We start from the raw sequence: 16032 nt of genomic DNA, 5'->3' as shown, positions 1-16032 counted from the left end.
TCATAATTATGCGACTTCCCATCGAACGTCCTGCGGAATGCCCCTTCGATCCCCCGGCCGGGCTGGCGGGCCTTCCGGCGATGAGCCGCCTGGAGTTCGCCGACGGCCATCTCGGCTGGCTGGCGACCACCGCCGAGGCCGCCCGCGCGGTGCTGGGCGATCCCCGGTTCAGCGCCCGGCAGGAGCTCAAGCACCGGGCCTGGCCCGGGGGCCCCGCCGGGCTCGGCGCCCCCGCGCCGCCGGGCTTCTTCGCGGCCATGGACCCGCCGGAGCACACCCGCTACCGCCGGCTGCTCACCGGCCGGTTCACGCTGCGCAGGATGCGCCTGCTCGAACCGCGGATCGAGCGCATCGCCGGCGACCACCTCGACGCCATGGCCGCCGCCGGGCCGCCGGCCGACCTCGTGACGGCGTACGCGCTGCCGATCCCGTCGCTGGTCATCTGCGAGCTGCTCGGCGTCCCGTACGCCGATCATGACTGGTTCCAGGAGCTCAGCGCCCGGCTCGTCACCTTCGGCGCGGACGGCGCGGGGGCGCTCGCCGAGCTGACCGGCTACCTGCGCGACCTGGCCCGCCGCAGGCGCGTGGCGCCGGACGACGGCCTGATCGGCGACCTGACCGGCGAGCTCGACGACGACGAGCTCGCCGGGCTCGCGGTGATCCTGCTGGTGGCGGGCCACGAGACCACGGCGAACATGCTGGCGCTGGGCGTGTTCGCGCTGCTGGAGCACGGGCGCCCGGACGAGGCCGGCGCGGTCGAGGAGCTGCTGCGCTGGTTGTCGATCCTGCATCTCGGCGCGCCGTCCAGGGCCGCGCTGGAGGACGTGGAGGTGGCCGGCGTGACGGTCAGGGCGGGTGAGACCGTGGCCCTGTCCCTGCCCGTGATCAACCGCGACCCCGCCGTGTACGCCGACCCCGACCGGCTGCTTCCGGACCGTCCGGAGGCGCGCCGCCACCTGGCCTTCGGGCACGGCGTGCACCAGTGCCTCGGCCAGCAGCTCGCCAGGATCGAGCTGCGGATCGGCTACCGGGCGCTGTTCGAGCGCTTCCCGGGCCTGCGGCTGGCCGTGCCGGCGGCCGAGGTGCCGGTCAAGCACGACGCCTCGGTGTACGGCGTCCGGAGCCTGCCCGTCACCTGGTGACCCGGCGCGCTCACAGGACGGCGAGCGGGGTGATCGGGCTGCCGGTGCCTCCCTCGATGCGCAGCGGCGCGGCCACGAAGACGAACTCCGTCCGTCCGGCCGCGCCCAGCTCCTCCAGCCACAACATCTCGACCAGGTGCACGCCGTGCCGGTGGAGCAGGATGAGGTGCAGGTCGTCGGCGGCGCACTCGTCGGCGAGCTGGTGTTCGTTCAGGCCGCCCACGGCGGCGTTGTCGCAGGCCACCGCCGACACGTCCCGGGCGGCCAGCCAGGCGCCGGCCTCGGCCGACAGCCCCGGCTGCCCCGCCCAGTACTCCTCGCGCGACCGCTGCCACACCAGCGGCCATCCCGTACGGACCACCGCGACATCGCCGGGGCGCGGTGTGGCGATCTCCTGGAGCAGCCCGGCCGGGATCCGGAAGTCCGCCGGCAGGTGGTCCAGCCCGAGCCGCCGGGGCACGTCGAACAGCACCCCCCTGGCCACCACGCCGCCGACGTGCTCGATCCCGCACCTGGTGGCGCCGTAGGAGCGGACGCGGGCGGCCGGATGGCCGTTGTAGAGCCGGTCGCCGGTCCACATGTGGCACAGCGCGTCCATGTGGGTGGTGGTGCCGTGGTGGCTGACCAGCAGGGCGTCGTCGGCCACCCGCAGGCCGTCGCCGACCGGCCGGACGCCCGCGGCGTAGTCGCCGCCGTCCACGGACATGAAGTGCTGCGGCAGCGGGCGGCCCCGCAGGTGGGGGACGGTCGTGGGGGCCGCCGAGGAGGTGGCTCCCCTGATCGGCATGGCCAGGCTCAGCACCTCGCCCGTGACGGCGCTGCGCAGGGCCTCCAGGACGACGGCGGGGGTCAGCAGGTTGAGGGTGCCCCGCTGATCGTCTGGGCCGAATCGTCCCCAGTTGTTAGGCTCGTGCACCAAGTAAGCGCTTCCTTTCCTGCGGAGGTCTGATGTACTGCGATCCCCGGTTCTCCCGCGTGCGCGAGGCGTTCGAGCGGAACTTCGCCGAAGGCGAGGAGCTGGGCGCGGCGGTGGCCGTCCACCTCGACGGCGAGCTGGTCGTGGACCTGTGGGACGGCGTCGCCGACCGGCACACGGGACGCGCCTGGGAGGCGGACACCCCGGCCTTCGCGTACTCGTGCACGAAGGCGGTGGCGGCCACCGTGCTGCTGCGGCTCGCCGAGCGGGGGCTGGTGGACGTGCGGGCGCCGGTCGCCGACGTGTGGCCGGAGTTCGCCGCCGGGGGCAAGGAGGCGGTCACGGTCGAGCACGTGCTGACGCACTCCTGCGGGCTGCCGGTGATCGAGACGCCCGTGCCGGTGGCGGAGTTCGAGGACCTGCCGGCCATCGCGGCCCGGCTCGCCGGTCAGACGCCCCTGTGGGAGCCGGGGACGGCGCACGGGTACCACGCGCTGACGTACGGCTTCCTGGTCGGGGAGGTGGTGCGGCGGGTCACCGGGAGGTCGGTGGGCGAGCTGGTGGCGGCGGAGATCGCCGGGCCGCTGGGGCTGGACCTGTGGGTCGGCGCGCCCGACGACGTGATCCCCCGCGCCGCCCGCCTCAAGGCCCCCACCCGCCCCCGCCCCGCCCCCGAGAACGCCGCGGCCGCGCCCGCCTCGCGAGCCCCCGGGACCTCCGCGCCCGCCTCCGAGAGCCCCGCGGCCGCCCTGGAGACCTCCGCTCCCTCCGGCGGAGGGACCGGGCCGGGCGCCGGAGGGGGGCGGGATCTGCTGGGCGAGATGGGCCGGGCGGTGCTCGATCCCGGCAGCCTGATGAACCGGGCGCTCGGCAACCCGGCCATCCGCCTGCTCGAAGGCGGCGCGAACAACCCGGTGATCCTGCGCGCCGGATGGCCCGCCGCCGGGGTCGTCACCACCGCCAAGGGCCTGGCCGGGTTCTACCGCGCGCTGGTCGGCGGCGACCTGCTGAGCTCCGCGACCCTCCAGGACGCCCTGCGCCCCCGCGTCAGCGGCCCCGACCGCGTGCTGTTCATGGACACCGCGTTCGGACTCGGCTACATGCGCCCGTCGTTCACGTTCCCCATGCCGTCGGCGACCGCGTTCGGCCACTCGGGGATGGGCGGTTCGCTCGGCATGGGCGACCCCGACCGCGGGCTCGCCTTCGGGTACGTGATGAACCGGATGGCCGACAGCCTCACCGGCAACCTGCGCGGCCTGCGCCTGATCGAGGCCGTCTACCGCTCCCTGTGACTTCACGGCGCGCGTCACTGCATGGTCACGCCGCCGCTCACCGACAGCGTCTGGCCGGTGATGTAGGCGGCGCGGTCGGTGCACAGGTAGGCGATCAGCCCCGCCACGTCGGCGGGCGTGCCCAGCCGGCGCAGCGGGATCCCTTTGGCGATCTTGTCCACGAGCCCCGGCTCGGCCTCGGAGATCCGCCGGAGCATCGGGGTGTCGGTCGGCCCGGGGCAGACGACGTTCGAGGTCACCCCGCCCCTCGCGGCCTCCCGGGCGAGCGTCTTGGCCAGGCCGAACAGGCCCGCCTTGGTGGCCGCGTACGCGCCCTCGCCGCCCGAGCCGGCCCTGGCGCCGTCGGAGGAGACGAACACCAGCCGTCCCCAGCCCCTGGCCGTCATGCCGGGCAACAGCAGCTTGGTCATGAGCATCGGGCCGCGCAGGTTGACCTGCCACATCAGGTCCCAGTCCGCCGGGTCGCTCGCCGTGAACGGCTGCACGACCGACACCCCGGCGTTGTGCACGAGCACGTCCACGAGTCCGGCCTCGGCGCAGAACGCCTCGACGGAGGCGGGCGCGGCCAGGTCCACGGCCAGCGCCCGCGCCCCGGGCAGCGCCGCGGCCGTCCGGCGGGCGCCCGGCAGGTCCACGTCGGCGACGGTGACGCGGGCGCCGAGCGCGGCGAGGTCGGTCGCGACGGCCGTGCCGATCGCGCCCGCTCCCCCGGTGACGACGGCGACGCGGCCGTCGAGGCGCAGGCCGTCCATCACGTCCACGCCCGGACGAGGTCGGCGGCGGCGACGCGGGTGGCCAGCAGGCCGATCGTGTTGCGCAGGACGGCCTCGGCGTAGTCCTCGGGGATCCCGGCCACGGCGTCCCGCACCACCGTCACCCGGTAGCCGAGATTGACCGCCTCCAGCGCCAGCCCCGGGATGCCCAGGTTGAGCGAGACCCCCATCGCGACCACGGACGAGACGCCGAGGGAGCGCAGCGTCATGTCCAGCGAGGTGCCGGTGAACGGCGAGAACCCGTGGTGCCGCCGGCTCTCCAGGTCACCGTCCTCGCGCAGCTCGGGCAGCACCTCCACGGCGGGCGTGCCCTCCAGCATGTGCGCGGGGTCCTTGAGCAGGGAGACGATGAACGGGCAGTTGCCGGTGTGCGAGCCCGCCCGGTCCGGCCGGAAGGCGGCCGTGCAGTGGATCACCGGGAGCCCGGCCGCTCGGGCCGTGCGCAGGACGCGGGCGGCGTTGGGGACGACGTCGTGACGGGCGCAGGCCGCCACCAAATCCGGAAATTTCGTGAGGTCGCCGACGACTCCCCGCTGCATCTCCATCACCAGCACGACCGACCGCTCCACCCGCACCCTCCGTCATTTAGCCGAGCGCTTGCTTGGGTTCGCCACAGCATAACACCGCCCCCACGGCCTCACCGGACGTCACCTTTCATCACAAAGGGCGAAATTTCTCCAGACGTGACAACCCACACCCCGGGTGAGACCGTCGAATGCACGACGGCATGGCTGATGGGGGTTGGACTTGGTCCCTGGTTACCGTGAAGTTCGTCAGCTCGGCGCGGGCCGCACCGGCCGCGTGTTCCTCGCCACCTACCAGTCCACCGGCGCCTACGTCGCGATCAAGTACCTGAACGCCACCCTGCGCAGGGACCCCGAGTTCATGGACCGCTTCAGGGCCGACGCCCATCAGCTCGTCGAGCTCGACGACCCCAACGTGGTCCGCCTCTACGAGTACGTCGAGACCCCGGACCGGGCCGCCGTCGTCATGGAGCTGGTGGACGGCGTCTCGCTGCGCACACTGCTGGCCGAGCACGGCCGGACGGCCCCGGAGGCGGCCCTGGTGCTGCTCAAGGGCATCCTCGCCGCCCTGGCCGCCGCGCACGAGAAGGGCGTGCCGCACCGGGACGTCAAGCCGGAGAACGTCCTGGTCCAGGCGGACGGCACGAGCAAGCTGGCCGACTTCGGGGTGGTCGTGCACGCCGAGGAGCCGGGGGTGCCGGCGGGGAGCCCGGCGTACATGTCGCCGGAGCTGTGGACGCGGGGACGGGCCGGGCCGCCGGCCGACCTGTACGCGGCGGCCTGCGTGCTGTTCGAGGCGGTCAGGGGGCGGCCGCCCTACCGCGTGTACAAGGAGGGCGGGAACGGCGGGGACGGCGAGCTGGACGTCGCGGCCCTGCGGGAGCTGCACCTGGCGGCGCCGGTGCCGCTGGAGGTGGTCCCGGACGCCCTGCGCGACCTGCTCAGGCGCGGGCTGGCGAAGGACCCGGCGGTCCGGTACGCCTCGGCCCGGCAGTTCGCGGCCGAGCTGGAGGAGGACGCCGCCGCAGGATACGGGCCCGACTGGGAGCAGCGCGGCCGCCGCCGGCTCGCCGAGCTGGCCACGCTGCTGGCCCTGCGCTTCCCGCTGGCGGCCAGGACCGAGCAGGACGCCCGCGCCCCGGGCCGGCCGCGCGCCGGGATCCGCGGGCGGGCGGTCCGGCTGCCCGCGCTGCCGCCGCACCTGTGGGTGGCGGGCGCGACGGTGGTCGCCGTGGCGATCGCCCTCGTGATCTCCGGCGGACGGCTGTCGCCGGGGGCGGGCACGATCCTGATGCCGCAGCCGAAGCCGCCGGGCGAGCTGAACCCGGCGCCGGTCGACGCCCACACGCCGACGCCCCGCAGGAGCACGCCCGCCACGGCCCGCGGCAGCGCGTCCCCGCCCGCCGCCACCGGCGGGCCGCACGTCTCGACCGGCCCGCCCGCGCCCACGAGTGCCGCACCCCCGACAGCGCCCCCGACAGCGCCCCCGACAGCGCCCCCGACAGCGCCCCCGACGGTGCCGACGCGGGCGCAGAGCGGGACCGCCCTGCCGCCGCCCGCCGTACGGGAGGCGAGCATCGCGCGGTGGAGCGGCTCGGCGGGCGCGATCAGGGTGTCCGCGGACGGCACGGGGCCGGTGCGGCTGCGGATCGCGTACACGCGGCGGCTCGGCGATGGGCCGGTCACCACCGTGCGGCGGGAGACCCTCACGTTGCGCGGCAGCACCGCCTACACCAGCGGGGTCCGGCACGATCCCGGGAGCGTGGACTGCGGGGTGCGGGCCTACCTCGGGATCGTCGTCATGACCGAGCCGGCGGCGGTCAACGGGCCGCAGGTGAGCGAGGTCGCGGTGGACGGCCCCGCCTGCACCGCCCCACCGCCGACCCGCTCCGGCCCGGCCACCCCGACCGGCACCGCGTCCCCGACCGCCGGGCAGCCCGTGGCGCATCCCACGCCGGCGGCGACCTACCCGGCGACCGCGCATCCCACGGAGGCCGCCTCCCCGGCGGACTCCCACTCCGGGGAGGGCGGGCTGGTGCCCGGCGGCCAGGAGCAGGAAGGCCGGTAGGAGCAGGGCCCCGAGGAGGGCGCAGCGCGGGCGGCGGGCCGCCCGGGCGGGGGGCCGGTTTCGTGAGGCAGGGGCTCTTGTTCGGTAACCAAGCGTGCGCTAGCTTGGCAGCGATGAGCGGTGACACCTCCCCCACCGGCGCCGCAGGGGCGCGCGGCGAGCTGGTGATCCGGCGCTGCGTGTCCTGCGGCCGCCGCGGCTGCCTGCCCGAGCCGTCGTGCCCGTCGTGCGGCGGCGCCGAGCTGGCCGCCGAGCCCGCCAGGGGCACGGGGACGGTCCACACGTTCACCGTCGTGCACCGGTCGTTCGCGCCCGGCTACCGGGGGCGGGAGCCGTACGTGCCGGCGTGGGTGGACCTGGACGAGGGTGTGCGCGCGTTCGGGCACGTCGTGGGGTGCGCGCCGGAGGAGGTCCGCGTCGGGATGCCGGTGCGGGTGACGTTCGTGGACGATCTGCCGCATTGGAGGCCCGTGTGAAACTCGGCAACGTGCTCATCCCCGTAGCCGACCTGGACGAGGCGATCGCCTTCTACGGCCTGCCGGTGAAGTTCAGGGACGGTGACCGGTTCGCCGCTCTGGACGGCGGGGGCGTCACCGTGGCGCTGGCCGGTCCGGCCGAGCACGTCACCGCGTCGGCGGCGCCGTCGTACAAGGTGGACGACGTGGCGGTCGCGGTGCGCGAGATGGCGGCGCGCGGGGCCGAGGTGGTGCGCGCGCCCGAGGACGGGCCGCACGAGAGGCGGGCCGTGCTGCGCGACCCCTCAGGAAACACGTTCGTGCTCTACTCGCCCCTCTGACCTGGAGGCACCCCCCATGGCGCGATCACCCTACGGCAACTACGGCCACGCGATCCTGACCGCGGGAGCGCTGCGCACGCCCGACCGGGTGGCGCTGACGTACTGCGGCGAGCGCAGCTTCACCTACGACGAGCTGAACCGGGCCGTCAACCGCCGGGCGAACGCGCTGCTGGCGGCCGGGATCACCGCCGGGCAGCGGGTGGCGGCGCTGCTCAACGAGACGCTGCTGGTCGCCGAGGTCTACCTGGCCCAGGCCAAGATCGGCGCGGTGACGGCGGCGCTCAACCCGTACTGGCCGGCCGAGACGCTGCGGGCGGTGGTGGCCGCCTCCGGCTGCACGGCCTTCGTGTACGACTCCACGGTCGCCGACCTGGTCGACGGCATCAGGGACGCCCTCCCGCAGGTCACCACCTGGATCGACGCCGGTGAACTGACCGGCGGCCTGGAGGAGGAACCGCCACTGGGCGGCTTCCACGACGACCCGCTGGCCCTCTACTACACCTCCGGCACGACCGGCCTGCCGAAGGCCGTCGTGCACACCCACGCCTCCTCCCTGGCGACCGCCCAGATCTGGCTGGACGTGCCGCGCGGCCCCGACTCGGTGTTCGGCACCGGCGCGATCATCTGGGGCATCGGCTTCCCCGCCATCGTCGGCCCCGCCCTGTACGCGGGCATGCGCCTGGTTCTGGAGCAGGACTGGGGGCCGGCGAACTTCCTGCGCGTGGTGCCGCGCGAACGGGTCACCCACGTGTCGCAGATTCCGTCGTTCTACGCGGCGCTGCTGGGGACGTCCGAGCACGAGGGGGTGGACCTGTCGTCGATCCAGGTGATCATGCTGGGCGGCGAGCCGCTGACCGCGACCATGCTCGACCGGATCAAGGCCAGGCTGCCCGGGGCCGGGGTCTACTCCTACTACGGGCAGACCGAGGCGCCGTACACGTGCATGGGCCGCGTGGACGACGGCTCGACGCCGCTCGGGTCGTCGGGGCGGGCGCGCACGGGCAACGCCGTACGGATCACCGGCCCGTCCGGCGCCGCGGTGACCGGCGAGGTCGGCGAGATCAACCTGGCCGGGCCGCACCGCATGGCGGGCTACGACGGCACGGACGACCACGGCGTCCTGCGCGGCGAGTGGTACGTGGGCGGCGACCTCGGGACGTTGTCGGCCGACGGCGTGCTGCGCGTCCTCGGCCGCCGCGAGGACTCCATACTCAAGCACGGCCAGTGGACGCAGCCGGCCACGATCGAGGAGGCCGTCTCGGCGCTGGACGGCGTGGCGGAGGCCGGCGCGGTGGGCGTCCCCGAGGGGGCGGACGAGCAGCGGGTGCTGCTGGCGGTCGTGCCGCGCGCCGGGCAGTCGCTGGACGCCGCCAAGCTGTCGCTCGCCCTGGCCGACACGCTGCCCCCGCACCAGCGGCCCGACCACATCGTGGTGACCGGCGAGCTGCCGCACTCGCAGGACGCCTCCGGCGGCCCCGGCAAGCTGCTGCGCCGCCGGATCCGCGAGCAGCACGGGCACCTGCTCGGGTGAGCGCCCAGAACCACGGGAACCGGGACCTCCCCCGCGACCCCCACGATCGCGACACTCGGGACATCCCTCGCGAGCACGAGGTCAAGGAGCTGGTCGCGGCGGCCGGGGTGCCGGTGCCGCGTGGGGTGGTGGTGCGTGACCTGGACTTCGCGGCGGCCGGGGAGCTGGCCGAGCCGCTGGTGCTGAAGGCGTTCGGCCCGGGGCTGGTGCACAAGTCGGAGGCGGGGGCCGTACGGCTCGGCCTGCGGGCGGACGGCCTCGCCGCGGCGGCCGAGGAGATGCGCTCCCGGCTCGACGTGGAGGGGTTCCTGGTCGAGGAGCAGGCGCCCGCCGGGGTGGAGCTGATCGTCGGGCTGGTCGGCGACCCGGGGTTCGGCCCGGTGCTGCTGGCCGGGCTGGGCGGCGTCTGGACGGAGGCGATGCGCGACACGGCGCTGCGCCTCTGCCCGATCTCCGAGCGGGACGCGCGCCTCATGCTGGACGAGCTGCGCGGCGCGGCCCTCCTCCACGGCCACCGCGGCAGCCCGCCCGTGGACGTGGACGCCGTCGTCAAGCTGCTCATGACGGTCGGCGGCCCCGGCGGCCTGTGGGAACGGCTGGAACTGGGCGAGTTCGAGCTGAACCCGGTCATCGCCACCCCTTCCGGCGTGACCGCCGTGGACGCGCGCTACCTGCCCGGCCGGCCGCGCCCGCCCGCCACCCGCGAGCCGGCCGACTTCCTGCCGCTCTTCGAGCCCCGCGCGGTGGCCGTCGTCGGCGCCTCGGCGAGCAGGCCGAACTTCGGGAACATGTTCCTCGACTTCTACCGGGCGGCCGGGGTGCCGCTGGTGGCCGTGCACCCGTCGGCCGCCGAGGTGGCGGGGGTGCCCGCGGTGCCGTCGCTGGCCGCCGCCGACGTGGACTACGCGCTGGTGGCGGTGCCCGCCGAGCGGTGCGCCGAGGTCGTGCGGCAGGCGTCGGGCATCCCGTACGTGCAGGTGATGAGCGGCGGGTTCGGCGAGGCCGGGCGCGCGGACCTGGAACGCGACCTGGCCGCGGCCGCCCGCGCGGCGGGCACCCGGCTGCTCGGCCCCAACTGCATGGGCGTGTACTGCCCGCGCGGCCGGCAGACGTTCGTCGGCGGCGGGGTCGGACCGGCGGGGACGGTCGCGCTGATCTCGCAGAGCGGCGGCCTCGCGGGGGAGGTGATCAAGGTCGGGGAGCGGCGCGGGCTGGCGTTCAGCCGGGTCGTCACCGTGGGGAACGCGGCCGACGTGACCCCCGCCGAGCTGCTGTCCTGGCTGGCCCGCGACCCCGAGACGCGGGCCGTCGGGCTCTACCTGGAGGACCCGCGCGGCGGCCGGGAGCTGCACGAGGCGCTGCGCGCGGCAGGGTTGCCGGTGGCACTGCTGGTCGGCGGGCGCAGCTCGCAGGGACAGCGGGCGGCGCTCTCGCACACCGGCGGCATGGTGAGCGACCTGCGGGTGTGGGCGGCGGTCGCGGCCCAGACCGGCACGGCGCTGGTCTCCTCCCAGGACGACCTGATCGGCGTGCTGGCCTTCTTCCAGGCGCACGGCTCCCGCGTGACGGACGGCGACCGGGTGCTGGTGATCGGGCCGAGCGGCGGCGCCGGCGTGCTGGCGGCCGACGCGTTCGACCGGGCCGGGGTGCGGCTCGCCCCGCTGCCGGACGGGGTGCTCGACGGGCTCGGCCTGGCCGCCGCGGGCAACCCGCTGGAGGTGCCGGTGGGGCCGCGCGGGCGTCCCGGGCTGGTGCCGGAGGTGATCGGGGCGATCGTCCGGCGGGAGCCGTACGCGGACGTGATCGCCCACGCGAACGTGCAGAGCTTCTTCACCTACGGCGACGCCGCCGAGCCCCTGTACGCCTACGCGCGGGCGCTGGCCTGCGCGCAGGAGGCGCTGCCGCGGGTCAGGATCACGCTCGTCACCAGGAACGGCGAGTGCGCGCCCGCGGGCGTGGAGGACGAGGTACGGCGGATCGCGGCGGCGGCGGGCGTCCCCGTCTACCGCTCCATGGAGGCGGCCGCGGCGGCCGTCGCGGCAGGAGGTAGTCGTGGGACTGCTTGACGGCAAGGTCGCGCTGATCACGGGCGGGGCCAGGGGCATGGGCGAGTCGCACGTGCGCCTGTTCCTCGAAGAGGGCGCGCGGGTGGTCTTCGGCGACGTGCTGGAGGAGGAGGGCAAGTCGCTGGCCGCCGAGACCGGGGCCGCGTACGTGCGGCACGACGTGCGCAGCCCGGACGAATGGCGGCGGGCCGTCGGCACGGCCACGGAACTGCACGGCCGGCTCGACGTCCTGGTGAACAACGCCGGCATCCTCGCCTACGGCCGCATCCAGGACATGGCGCCCGAGGACTTCGACCGGGTGATCGACGTGAACCTCAAGGGCACCTGGCTGGGGGTCAAGTCGGTGATCGAGCCCATGAAGGCGGCCGGGCGCGGCGCCATCGTGAACATCTCCTCGATCGAGGGGTTCGTCGGGGCGGAGGGGTTGTCGGCGTACGCGGCCTCGAAGTTCGCGGTGCGCGGGCTGACCAAGTCGGCCGCGCGGGAGCTGGCCCGGTTCAGGATCCGGGTGAACTCGGTGCATCCGGGGGCGATCAACACGGCGATGGCGGTGAACCCGGACCTGATGGCCGAGGTGGACGCGGAGGCGTTCGTGAAGTCCATGGTCATCAAGCGGTTCGCGAAGCCGGTGGAGGTCTCGCACGTGGTCGCGTTCCTGGCCTCGGACCGGGCCAGCTACTGCACGGGGAGTGAGTTCACGGTGGACGGAGGGTTGCTCACCGGGGCCGGTTACTAGGCCCGCTGGGCGCGACACGCGCGCCTTTTCCTGTTAAATCACCCACCCTGGGCAGGTCCGCCAGCTTGGTTGAGCTGCGGTTATGCGCCCGGTGATGTCTTTGCCTTCTCTTGGGGCGTGCTTGACCTTGGTCACGAAGCGGTAACCTCGCACCGCACGGAAGACTACAGGTTTCCGGTTTTGCCACACATGTCCCGGGTTACCCCCGTGTACCCGAGTATGTGTGGATAAATCCGGATCTTGACCGGAAGGTTCCCCCATACTTCCATGACGCCCGAGATGCAGAAGTACATCGACCTGCTGGAGAGCCAGCTCGGCTACGCCGAGAAGGCCGGTGCGTACACCAAGTTCGGCGACTGGTACGGCAAGACCGTCGAGTTCGACGCCGACTACTCCGCCGCACCCTGGTGTGACATGTACCTCTCCTGGGCCGCGCACAAGCTCGGCTACCAGGAGTGGATCGGGCAGTTCGCCTGGACCGTACGGCACGCCGAATGGTTCAAGGCTCAGGGGGCCTGGGGGAAGACGCCCAAGCCCGGCGCGCTCGTCTTCTACGACTGGAGCGGCACCGGCAAGATCGACAACATCGACCACGTCGGCATCGTCACGCGGGTCGAGGGCGACACGATCTTCACCATCGAGGGCAACATCGACGGCGGCGTCGCCAAGCGCAAGGAGCGCGACACCAGCAAGGTCGTCGGGTACGGCTACCCCGAGCGCATCAAGGCCCGTCTCGACGAGGAGGCGGCCCAGAAGCGGGCCGACGAGCAGGCGGCGACGCCCGCCAGGCCCGGCACCGACGTGGGAACGCTCCAGCTCCCCGCCGACTCGCTCAGCTCCCTGATCCCGCACGTCGAGCAGGAGCGCGCCGCCGAGGCCCCGCTCGCCGCGCGTCCGAAGGCCGAGTCCGACAAGCCCGCCAGGACCACGGCGTCCTCGCCTCCGGCGTCCCCCGCCGCGCCGTCCGCGTCCGCCTCGCCGGCGACGGGGGCGGCGCCCGTGCCGACGGCGGCGGCCGGGAAGTCGGGACAGAAGTCCAAGCACGCCAAGGCGACGACCGCCGACACCACGTCCGCCACCGCCGAGCCCCTTCCCACGCTCGTGGACGCCTCCTCGACCGGCTCGATCCCCGCGATCGGCTCCCCGTCGCTGGTCGGGTCCGCGCTGATCGCCGCGCTGGCGCTCGTCGCCCTGGCGAAGACCCGCCAGAGCCGCCTCCGCCCGGCGACCGCCTCGGCGAAGGCCGCCCGCGTACGCGCCGCCGCGACCCTCTCCGCGAGGGAAGGCGTCACTCTGAGCACCGCCGCTCTGAGCGTCACCTCTGCAGAGGGCACCTCCACGGGCGTCACCACGGGCGTCACCGCGGGCGTCACTGCCGGCACCTCCACGGGCGTCACTGCCGGCATCGCCGTGCCCGTCGCTCTGCCTGTTCCCGTGCCCGTCGCCGTGCCCCTTCCCGGGACGCGTTCCAGGCGCGGCACCCACGCCGCCCCCTCACGCCACCGGCGTCGCCGCCGTCCCGCGGAGACGCGCCACGAGCACACCCGGCCCTCCTCGCTGCGGACCACCGCCGAGCCCGCCGACCCCTTCGAACTCACCACCGCCCCTTCCGGCACGAGCCTCGAACGCGCGGCCGTCTCTCCCGAGGCCGGTCAGGGGGGCCGCTCCGAGCTTGGCGCGGGCTCTTTCGAGGTCGGCCGGAACCGTACCTTCGAGTTCGCCGCCCCCGTCCCCGAGTTCGGCCCCGCGGGCGGCGAGGTCGCGGCCGGTGTGGACGCGTTCGAGCCGTTCACCGACCGGATGGCCCCGCCGCGGCGGCTGGACAGCGCCTCGTTCCGGCCCGCCCTCGACACGGCGCCCTTCGAGCCCATGTTCGACACCGGCCCGATGGTGCCGATCTCGCTCCCCCCGGCGACGAGCACGTTCAGCGCCTTCTCCCCCAGCCCCCGACCGGGCGCCGAGGTGACCGCCCGGACGAGGACGACGCCGCGGGCCGCCCAGGCGTCCGGGATCGGCGCGACGTACCAGGGCCGTCGCCGCCGCAGCGAGCCGCTCCTGGACGCGTACGCCTCCGAGCACCCCTTCTTCATGGACGAGTTCACCGCCGATTCCGTCCCGCGCGGCCGCCGCCACCGTCGCGCCGGAACCGCCGTAACCGCCGGGGCTGCCGGGACCGCGGTCTCGCAGCACCCGCGAGGCCCGCGCCGGGAGTCCGGCGGCGCGACCACCATCGACGCCTTCGTCCAGGACGCCCCTCTGCGGGGCCGCCGTCACCGCACCCCCACCCGCGAGATCGTCAGCGCCCCCGACTGGGGACGTCAGCCCGCCTGAGGACGGCCCGCCGGGGCGGCGGGATGCCGGGGAGGGCCGGGCGGGCGGCGGCCCGGCGGGGTCAGGTCACGTCGTAGTCGGCGGCGAAGGCGGCCAGGCGGGTGACCGCGTCCCGGCTGCGCGTCCACGGCCGTACGATCAGCCGTTCCACCCCCAGCTCCGCCCAGGCGGCCACCTCCCCGGGAGAGCCCAGCGCGTACGCGTGCGCCGTGACCGGCACCCCCGCCCCCAGCCGCGCCAGCTGCGGCCTGATGGACTCGATCGTGTGCGGCATGCTGATCCACCCGTCGCACAGCCGCGACGCCCGGCGCAGGGCCGCCGCCGACTCCCCGCCGGCCAGCACCGGCAGCCGCCCCTGCACGGGTTTGGGCTCGAAGGCGACCTCGGGGAACCGGTAGAACCGTCCGGAATGGGCGACCACGGGTTCGGTCCAGAGCCGCCGGACGATCTCGATGACCTCGTCCAGGCGGGCGCCGCGGGTCTCGAAGGGCAGCCCGGCCGCCGCCCACTCCCCGCGGTACCAGCCCGCGCCCACGCCGCAGATCGCCCGTCCGTCCGACACCACGTCCAGGGTGGCGAAGGCGCGGGCCGAGACGAACGGGTGGCGCAGCGCCAGCAGGTGCACGGCGGTGCCGAGCCGGACGCGGGTGGTGAGCCCGGCCAGCCAGCACAGGTAGGCCGGGGCGTCGAACAGCGGCGTCGTCGGCTTGATGCCGGGGTCCTCGGTGCCCGGGTAGACGGCGAGCGACAGGTCGGTGGCGAACACCAGGTGCTCGGGCAGCCACACCGACTCGAACCCCAGCTCGTCGGCGGCCACGGCCACGTCCTTCCAGGCGTCCGGGTGCAGCAGGCCCAGCGGCACGCCGTACTTCACGGATACCTCCGCAGGTCGCGGGTGCCCAGGCAGGCGCGGACGTGTTCGCGGTGGGCGGCGGCGGTGCCGTGCGCGGCCGACAGGGACCAGGCCCGCGCGAGCCAGAACCGCAGGTCCAGCTCCTCGGTGTAGCCGATCGCGCCGTGGGTCTGCAGGGCGACGCGGGCGGCCAGCGTCGCCGCCTCGCCCGCCGCGGCCTTGGCGGCACCGGCGTCCCGTCCGGCCGTGGGCGCGTCCCGGTCGACGGACAGCGCCGCGCGGTGCACCAGCGGCGCGGCGAACTCGACGGCGACCGCCACGTCGGCGAGCCGGTGCCGGACGGCCTGGAAGGACCCGATCGCCGCGCCGAACTGCCTCCTGACCCCCGCGTACGACACCGAGACCGCGAGCAGCTCCCGCGCGACCCCGATCAGCTGGGCGGCGGTCGCCACCGCGACGGCCCGCGCCGCGAGCGCCACCCGGTCCGCGCCGGGATCGGCACGTCCGGACGCTTCGAAGGCGACGTCGAACAACGGCCGGCACGGATCCACCCCCGGCACGGCGGTGAGCCGCGCCTCGTGCCCCGCCAGCACCCGCACCCCCTCCCCCGTACGCGCCACGACCAGCACGTCGGCGAGATCGGCGTCGGCCATGTACGCCTCCCCCGGCAGCAGCACCCCGACGCACACCCCGCCCGAGGCCAGCTTGGCCGCCTCGGGCGCCAGGAAGGGCGTCAGGAACGCCGCCGCCACCGCCGTCTCGACCACCGGCCCCGGCAGGCAGGCCCGCCCGGTCTCCTCGACCGCGGGCAGCACGTCGGTCAGCCCGAGCCCGAGCCCGTCGAGCTCCGGCGGCAGCAGCAGCCCGAAGAACCCCAGCTCGGCCAGCCGGTCCCAGGCGGGACGGCGTTCGGTCCGCAGCGCGCCGGGCGGGCAGTGCGCCCGCAGCACGTCGCGGACGGTCGCCCCCAGGGCGAGTTGCTCGTCGGTGAAGGCGAAGTGCAT

Annotated in this window: 14 protein-coding genes; 9 read left to right on the top strand and 5 right to left on the bottom strand. The window is 74.9% G+C overall.

Annotated elements, in window-relative coordinates; genetic code table 11:
• Positions 1 to 8: 8 nt before the first annotated feature.
• On the top strand, positions 9 to 1142 hold the full coding sequence (locus ACFYUV_RS47570) for a cytochrome P450 (protein WP_387681881.1): 1134 nt from the start codon (positions 9 to 11) through the stop codon (positions 1140 to 1142).
• 10 nt (positions 1143 to 1152) lie between these two features.
• Here ACFYUV_RS47570 and ACFYUV_RS47565 read toward each other — a convergent pair whose 3' ends face one another.
• Positions 1153 to 2061, bottom strand: coding sequence for a cyclase family protein (locus ACFYUV_RS47565; protein WP_387681878.1), 909 nt, complete (start codon positions 2059 to 2061; stop codon positions 1153 to 1155).
• Positions 2062 to 2090: 29 nt separating this feature from the next.
• Here ACFYUV_RS47565 and ACFYUV_RS47560 point away from each other — a divergent pair, with 29 nt between their 5' ends.
• Entirely contained in the window at positions 2091 to 3350 is a 1260-nt protein-coding gene (locus tag ACFYUV_RS47560) for a serine hydrolase domain-containing protein (RefSeq protein WP_387681876.1), read from the top strand.
• Positions 3351 to 3364: 14 nt separating this feature from the next.
• Here ACFYUV_RS47560 and ACFYUV_RS47555 read toward each other — a convergent pair whose 3' ends face one another.
• Together ACFYUV_RS47555 and ACFYUV_RS47550 are read right to left on the bottom strand one after the other, a co-directional pair.
• Positions 3365 to 4102 (bottom strand): SDR family NAD(P)-dependent oxidoreductase, encoded by a 738-nt coding sequence (locus tag ACFYUV_RS47555; RefSeq protein WP_387682121.1) that lies wholly within the window; start codon positions 4100 to 4102, stop codon positions 3365 to 3367.
• Complete coding sequence (locus ACFYUV_RS47550) at positions 4102 to 4692, bottom strand: isochorismatase family cysteine hydrolase (RefSeq protein WP_387681873.1); 591 nt, start codon at positions 4690 to 4692, stop codon at positions 4102 to 4104. The genes ACFYUV_RS47555 and ACFYUV_RS47550 overlap by 1 nt, the downstream gene beginning before the upstream one ends.
• A 178-nt stretch (positions 4693 to 4870) precedes the next feature.
• Between ACFYUV_RS47550 and ACFYUV_RS47545 the strand changes: the two genes are divergently transcribed.
• The 7 genes from ACFYUV_RS47545 to ACFYUV_RS47515 all read left to right on the top strand — a co-directional run bounded on the left by ACFYUV_RS47545 (position 4871) and on the right by ACFYUV_RS47515 (position 14175).
• Positions 4871 to 6715 (top strand): protein kinase, encoded by a 1845-nt coding sequence (locus ACFYUV_RS47545; RefSeq protein ID WP_387681870.1) that lies wholly within the window; start codon positions 4871 to 4873, stop codon positions 6713 to 6715.
• Positions 6716 to 6828: 113 nt separating this feature from the next.
• Positions 6829 to 7191: a Zn-ribbon domain-containing OB-fold protein gene (locus tag ACFYUV_RS47540; protein ID WP_387681867.1), complete on the top strand. Its 363-nt coding sequence runs from the start codon at positions 6829 to 6831 to the stop codon at positions 7189 to 7191.
• Positions 7192 to 7202: 11 nt separating this feature from the next.
• Positions 7203 to 7511: a VOC family protein gene (locus ACFYUV_RS47535; protein ID WP_387681864.1), complete on the top strand. Its 309-nt coding sequence runs from the start codon at positions 7203 to 7205 to the stop codon at positions 7509 to 7511.
• A gap of 16 nt (positions 7512 to 7527) precedes the next feature.
• A complete protein-coding gene (locus ACFYUV_RS47530) occupies positions 7528 to 9042 on the top strand; it encodes a class I adenylate-forming enzyme family protein (RefSeq protein ID WP_387681861.1) in 1515 nt (504 codons plus the stop codon).
• A gap of 62 nt (positions 9043 to 9104) precedes the next feature.
• The gene (locus ACFYUV_RS47525; protein ID WP_387682118.1) at positions 9105 to 11108 is read left to right on the top strand and encodes an acetate--CoA ligase family protein; all 2004 of its coding nucleotides are present in this window, start codon (positions 9105 to 9107) and stop codon (positions 11106 to 11108) included.
• On the top strand, positions 11095 to 11844 hold the full coding sequence (locus tag ACFYUV_RS47520; RefSeq protein WP_387681858.1) for a glucose 1-dehydrogenase: 750 nt from the start codon (positions 11095 to 11097) through the stop codon (positions 11842 to 11844). Before ACFYUV_RS47525 ends, ACFYUV_RS47520 begins: the two co-directional genes overlap by 14 nt.
• A gap of 267 nt (positions 11845 to 12111) precedes the next feature.
• Complete coding sequence (locus tag ACFYUV_RS47515; protein ID WP_387681855.1) at positions 12112 to 14175, top strand: CHAP domain-containing protein; 2064 nt, start codon at positions 12112 to 12114, stop codon at positions 14173 to 14175.
• Between the two features lie 61 nt (positions 14176 to 14236).
• Here the strand turns inward: ACFYUV_RS47515 and ACFYUV_RS47510 are convergent, their stop codons facing one another.
• Both ACFYUV_RS47510 and ACFYUV_RS47505 read right to left on the bottom strand, forming a co-directional pair.
• Entirely contained in the window at positions 14237 to 15049 is an 813-nt protein-coding gene (locus ACFYUV_RS47510) for a TIGR03619 family F420-dependent LLM class oxidoreductase (protein WP_387681852.1), read from the bottom strand.
• The gene (locus ACFYUV_RS47505) at positions 15046 to 16032 is read right to left on the bottom strand and encodes an acyl-CoA dehydrogenase family protein (RefSeq protein ID WP_387681849.1); all 987 of its coding nucleotides are present in this window, start codon (positions 16030 to 16032) and stop codon (positions 15046 to 15048) included. Before ACFYUV_RS47505 ends, ACFYUV_RS47510 begins: the two co-directional genes overlap by 4 nt.

Source organism: Nonomuraea sp. NPDC003560 (assembly GCF_042878785.1).
Lineage (GTDB): Bacteria > Actinomycetota > Actinomycetes > Streptosporangiales > Streptosporangiaceae > Nonomuraea.
Note: the sequence above shows the minus strand (reverse complement) of the source record. Positions and strands in the feature narration are given on the sequence as shown.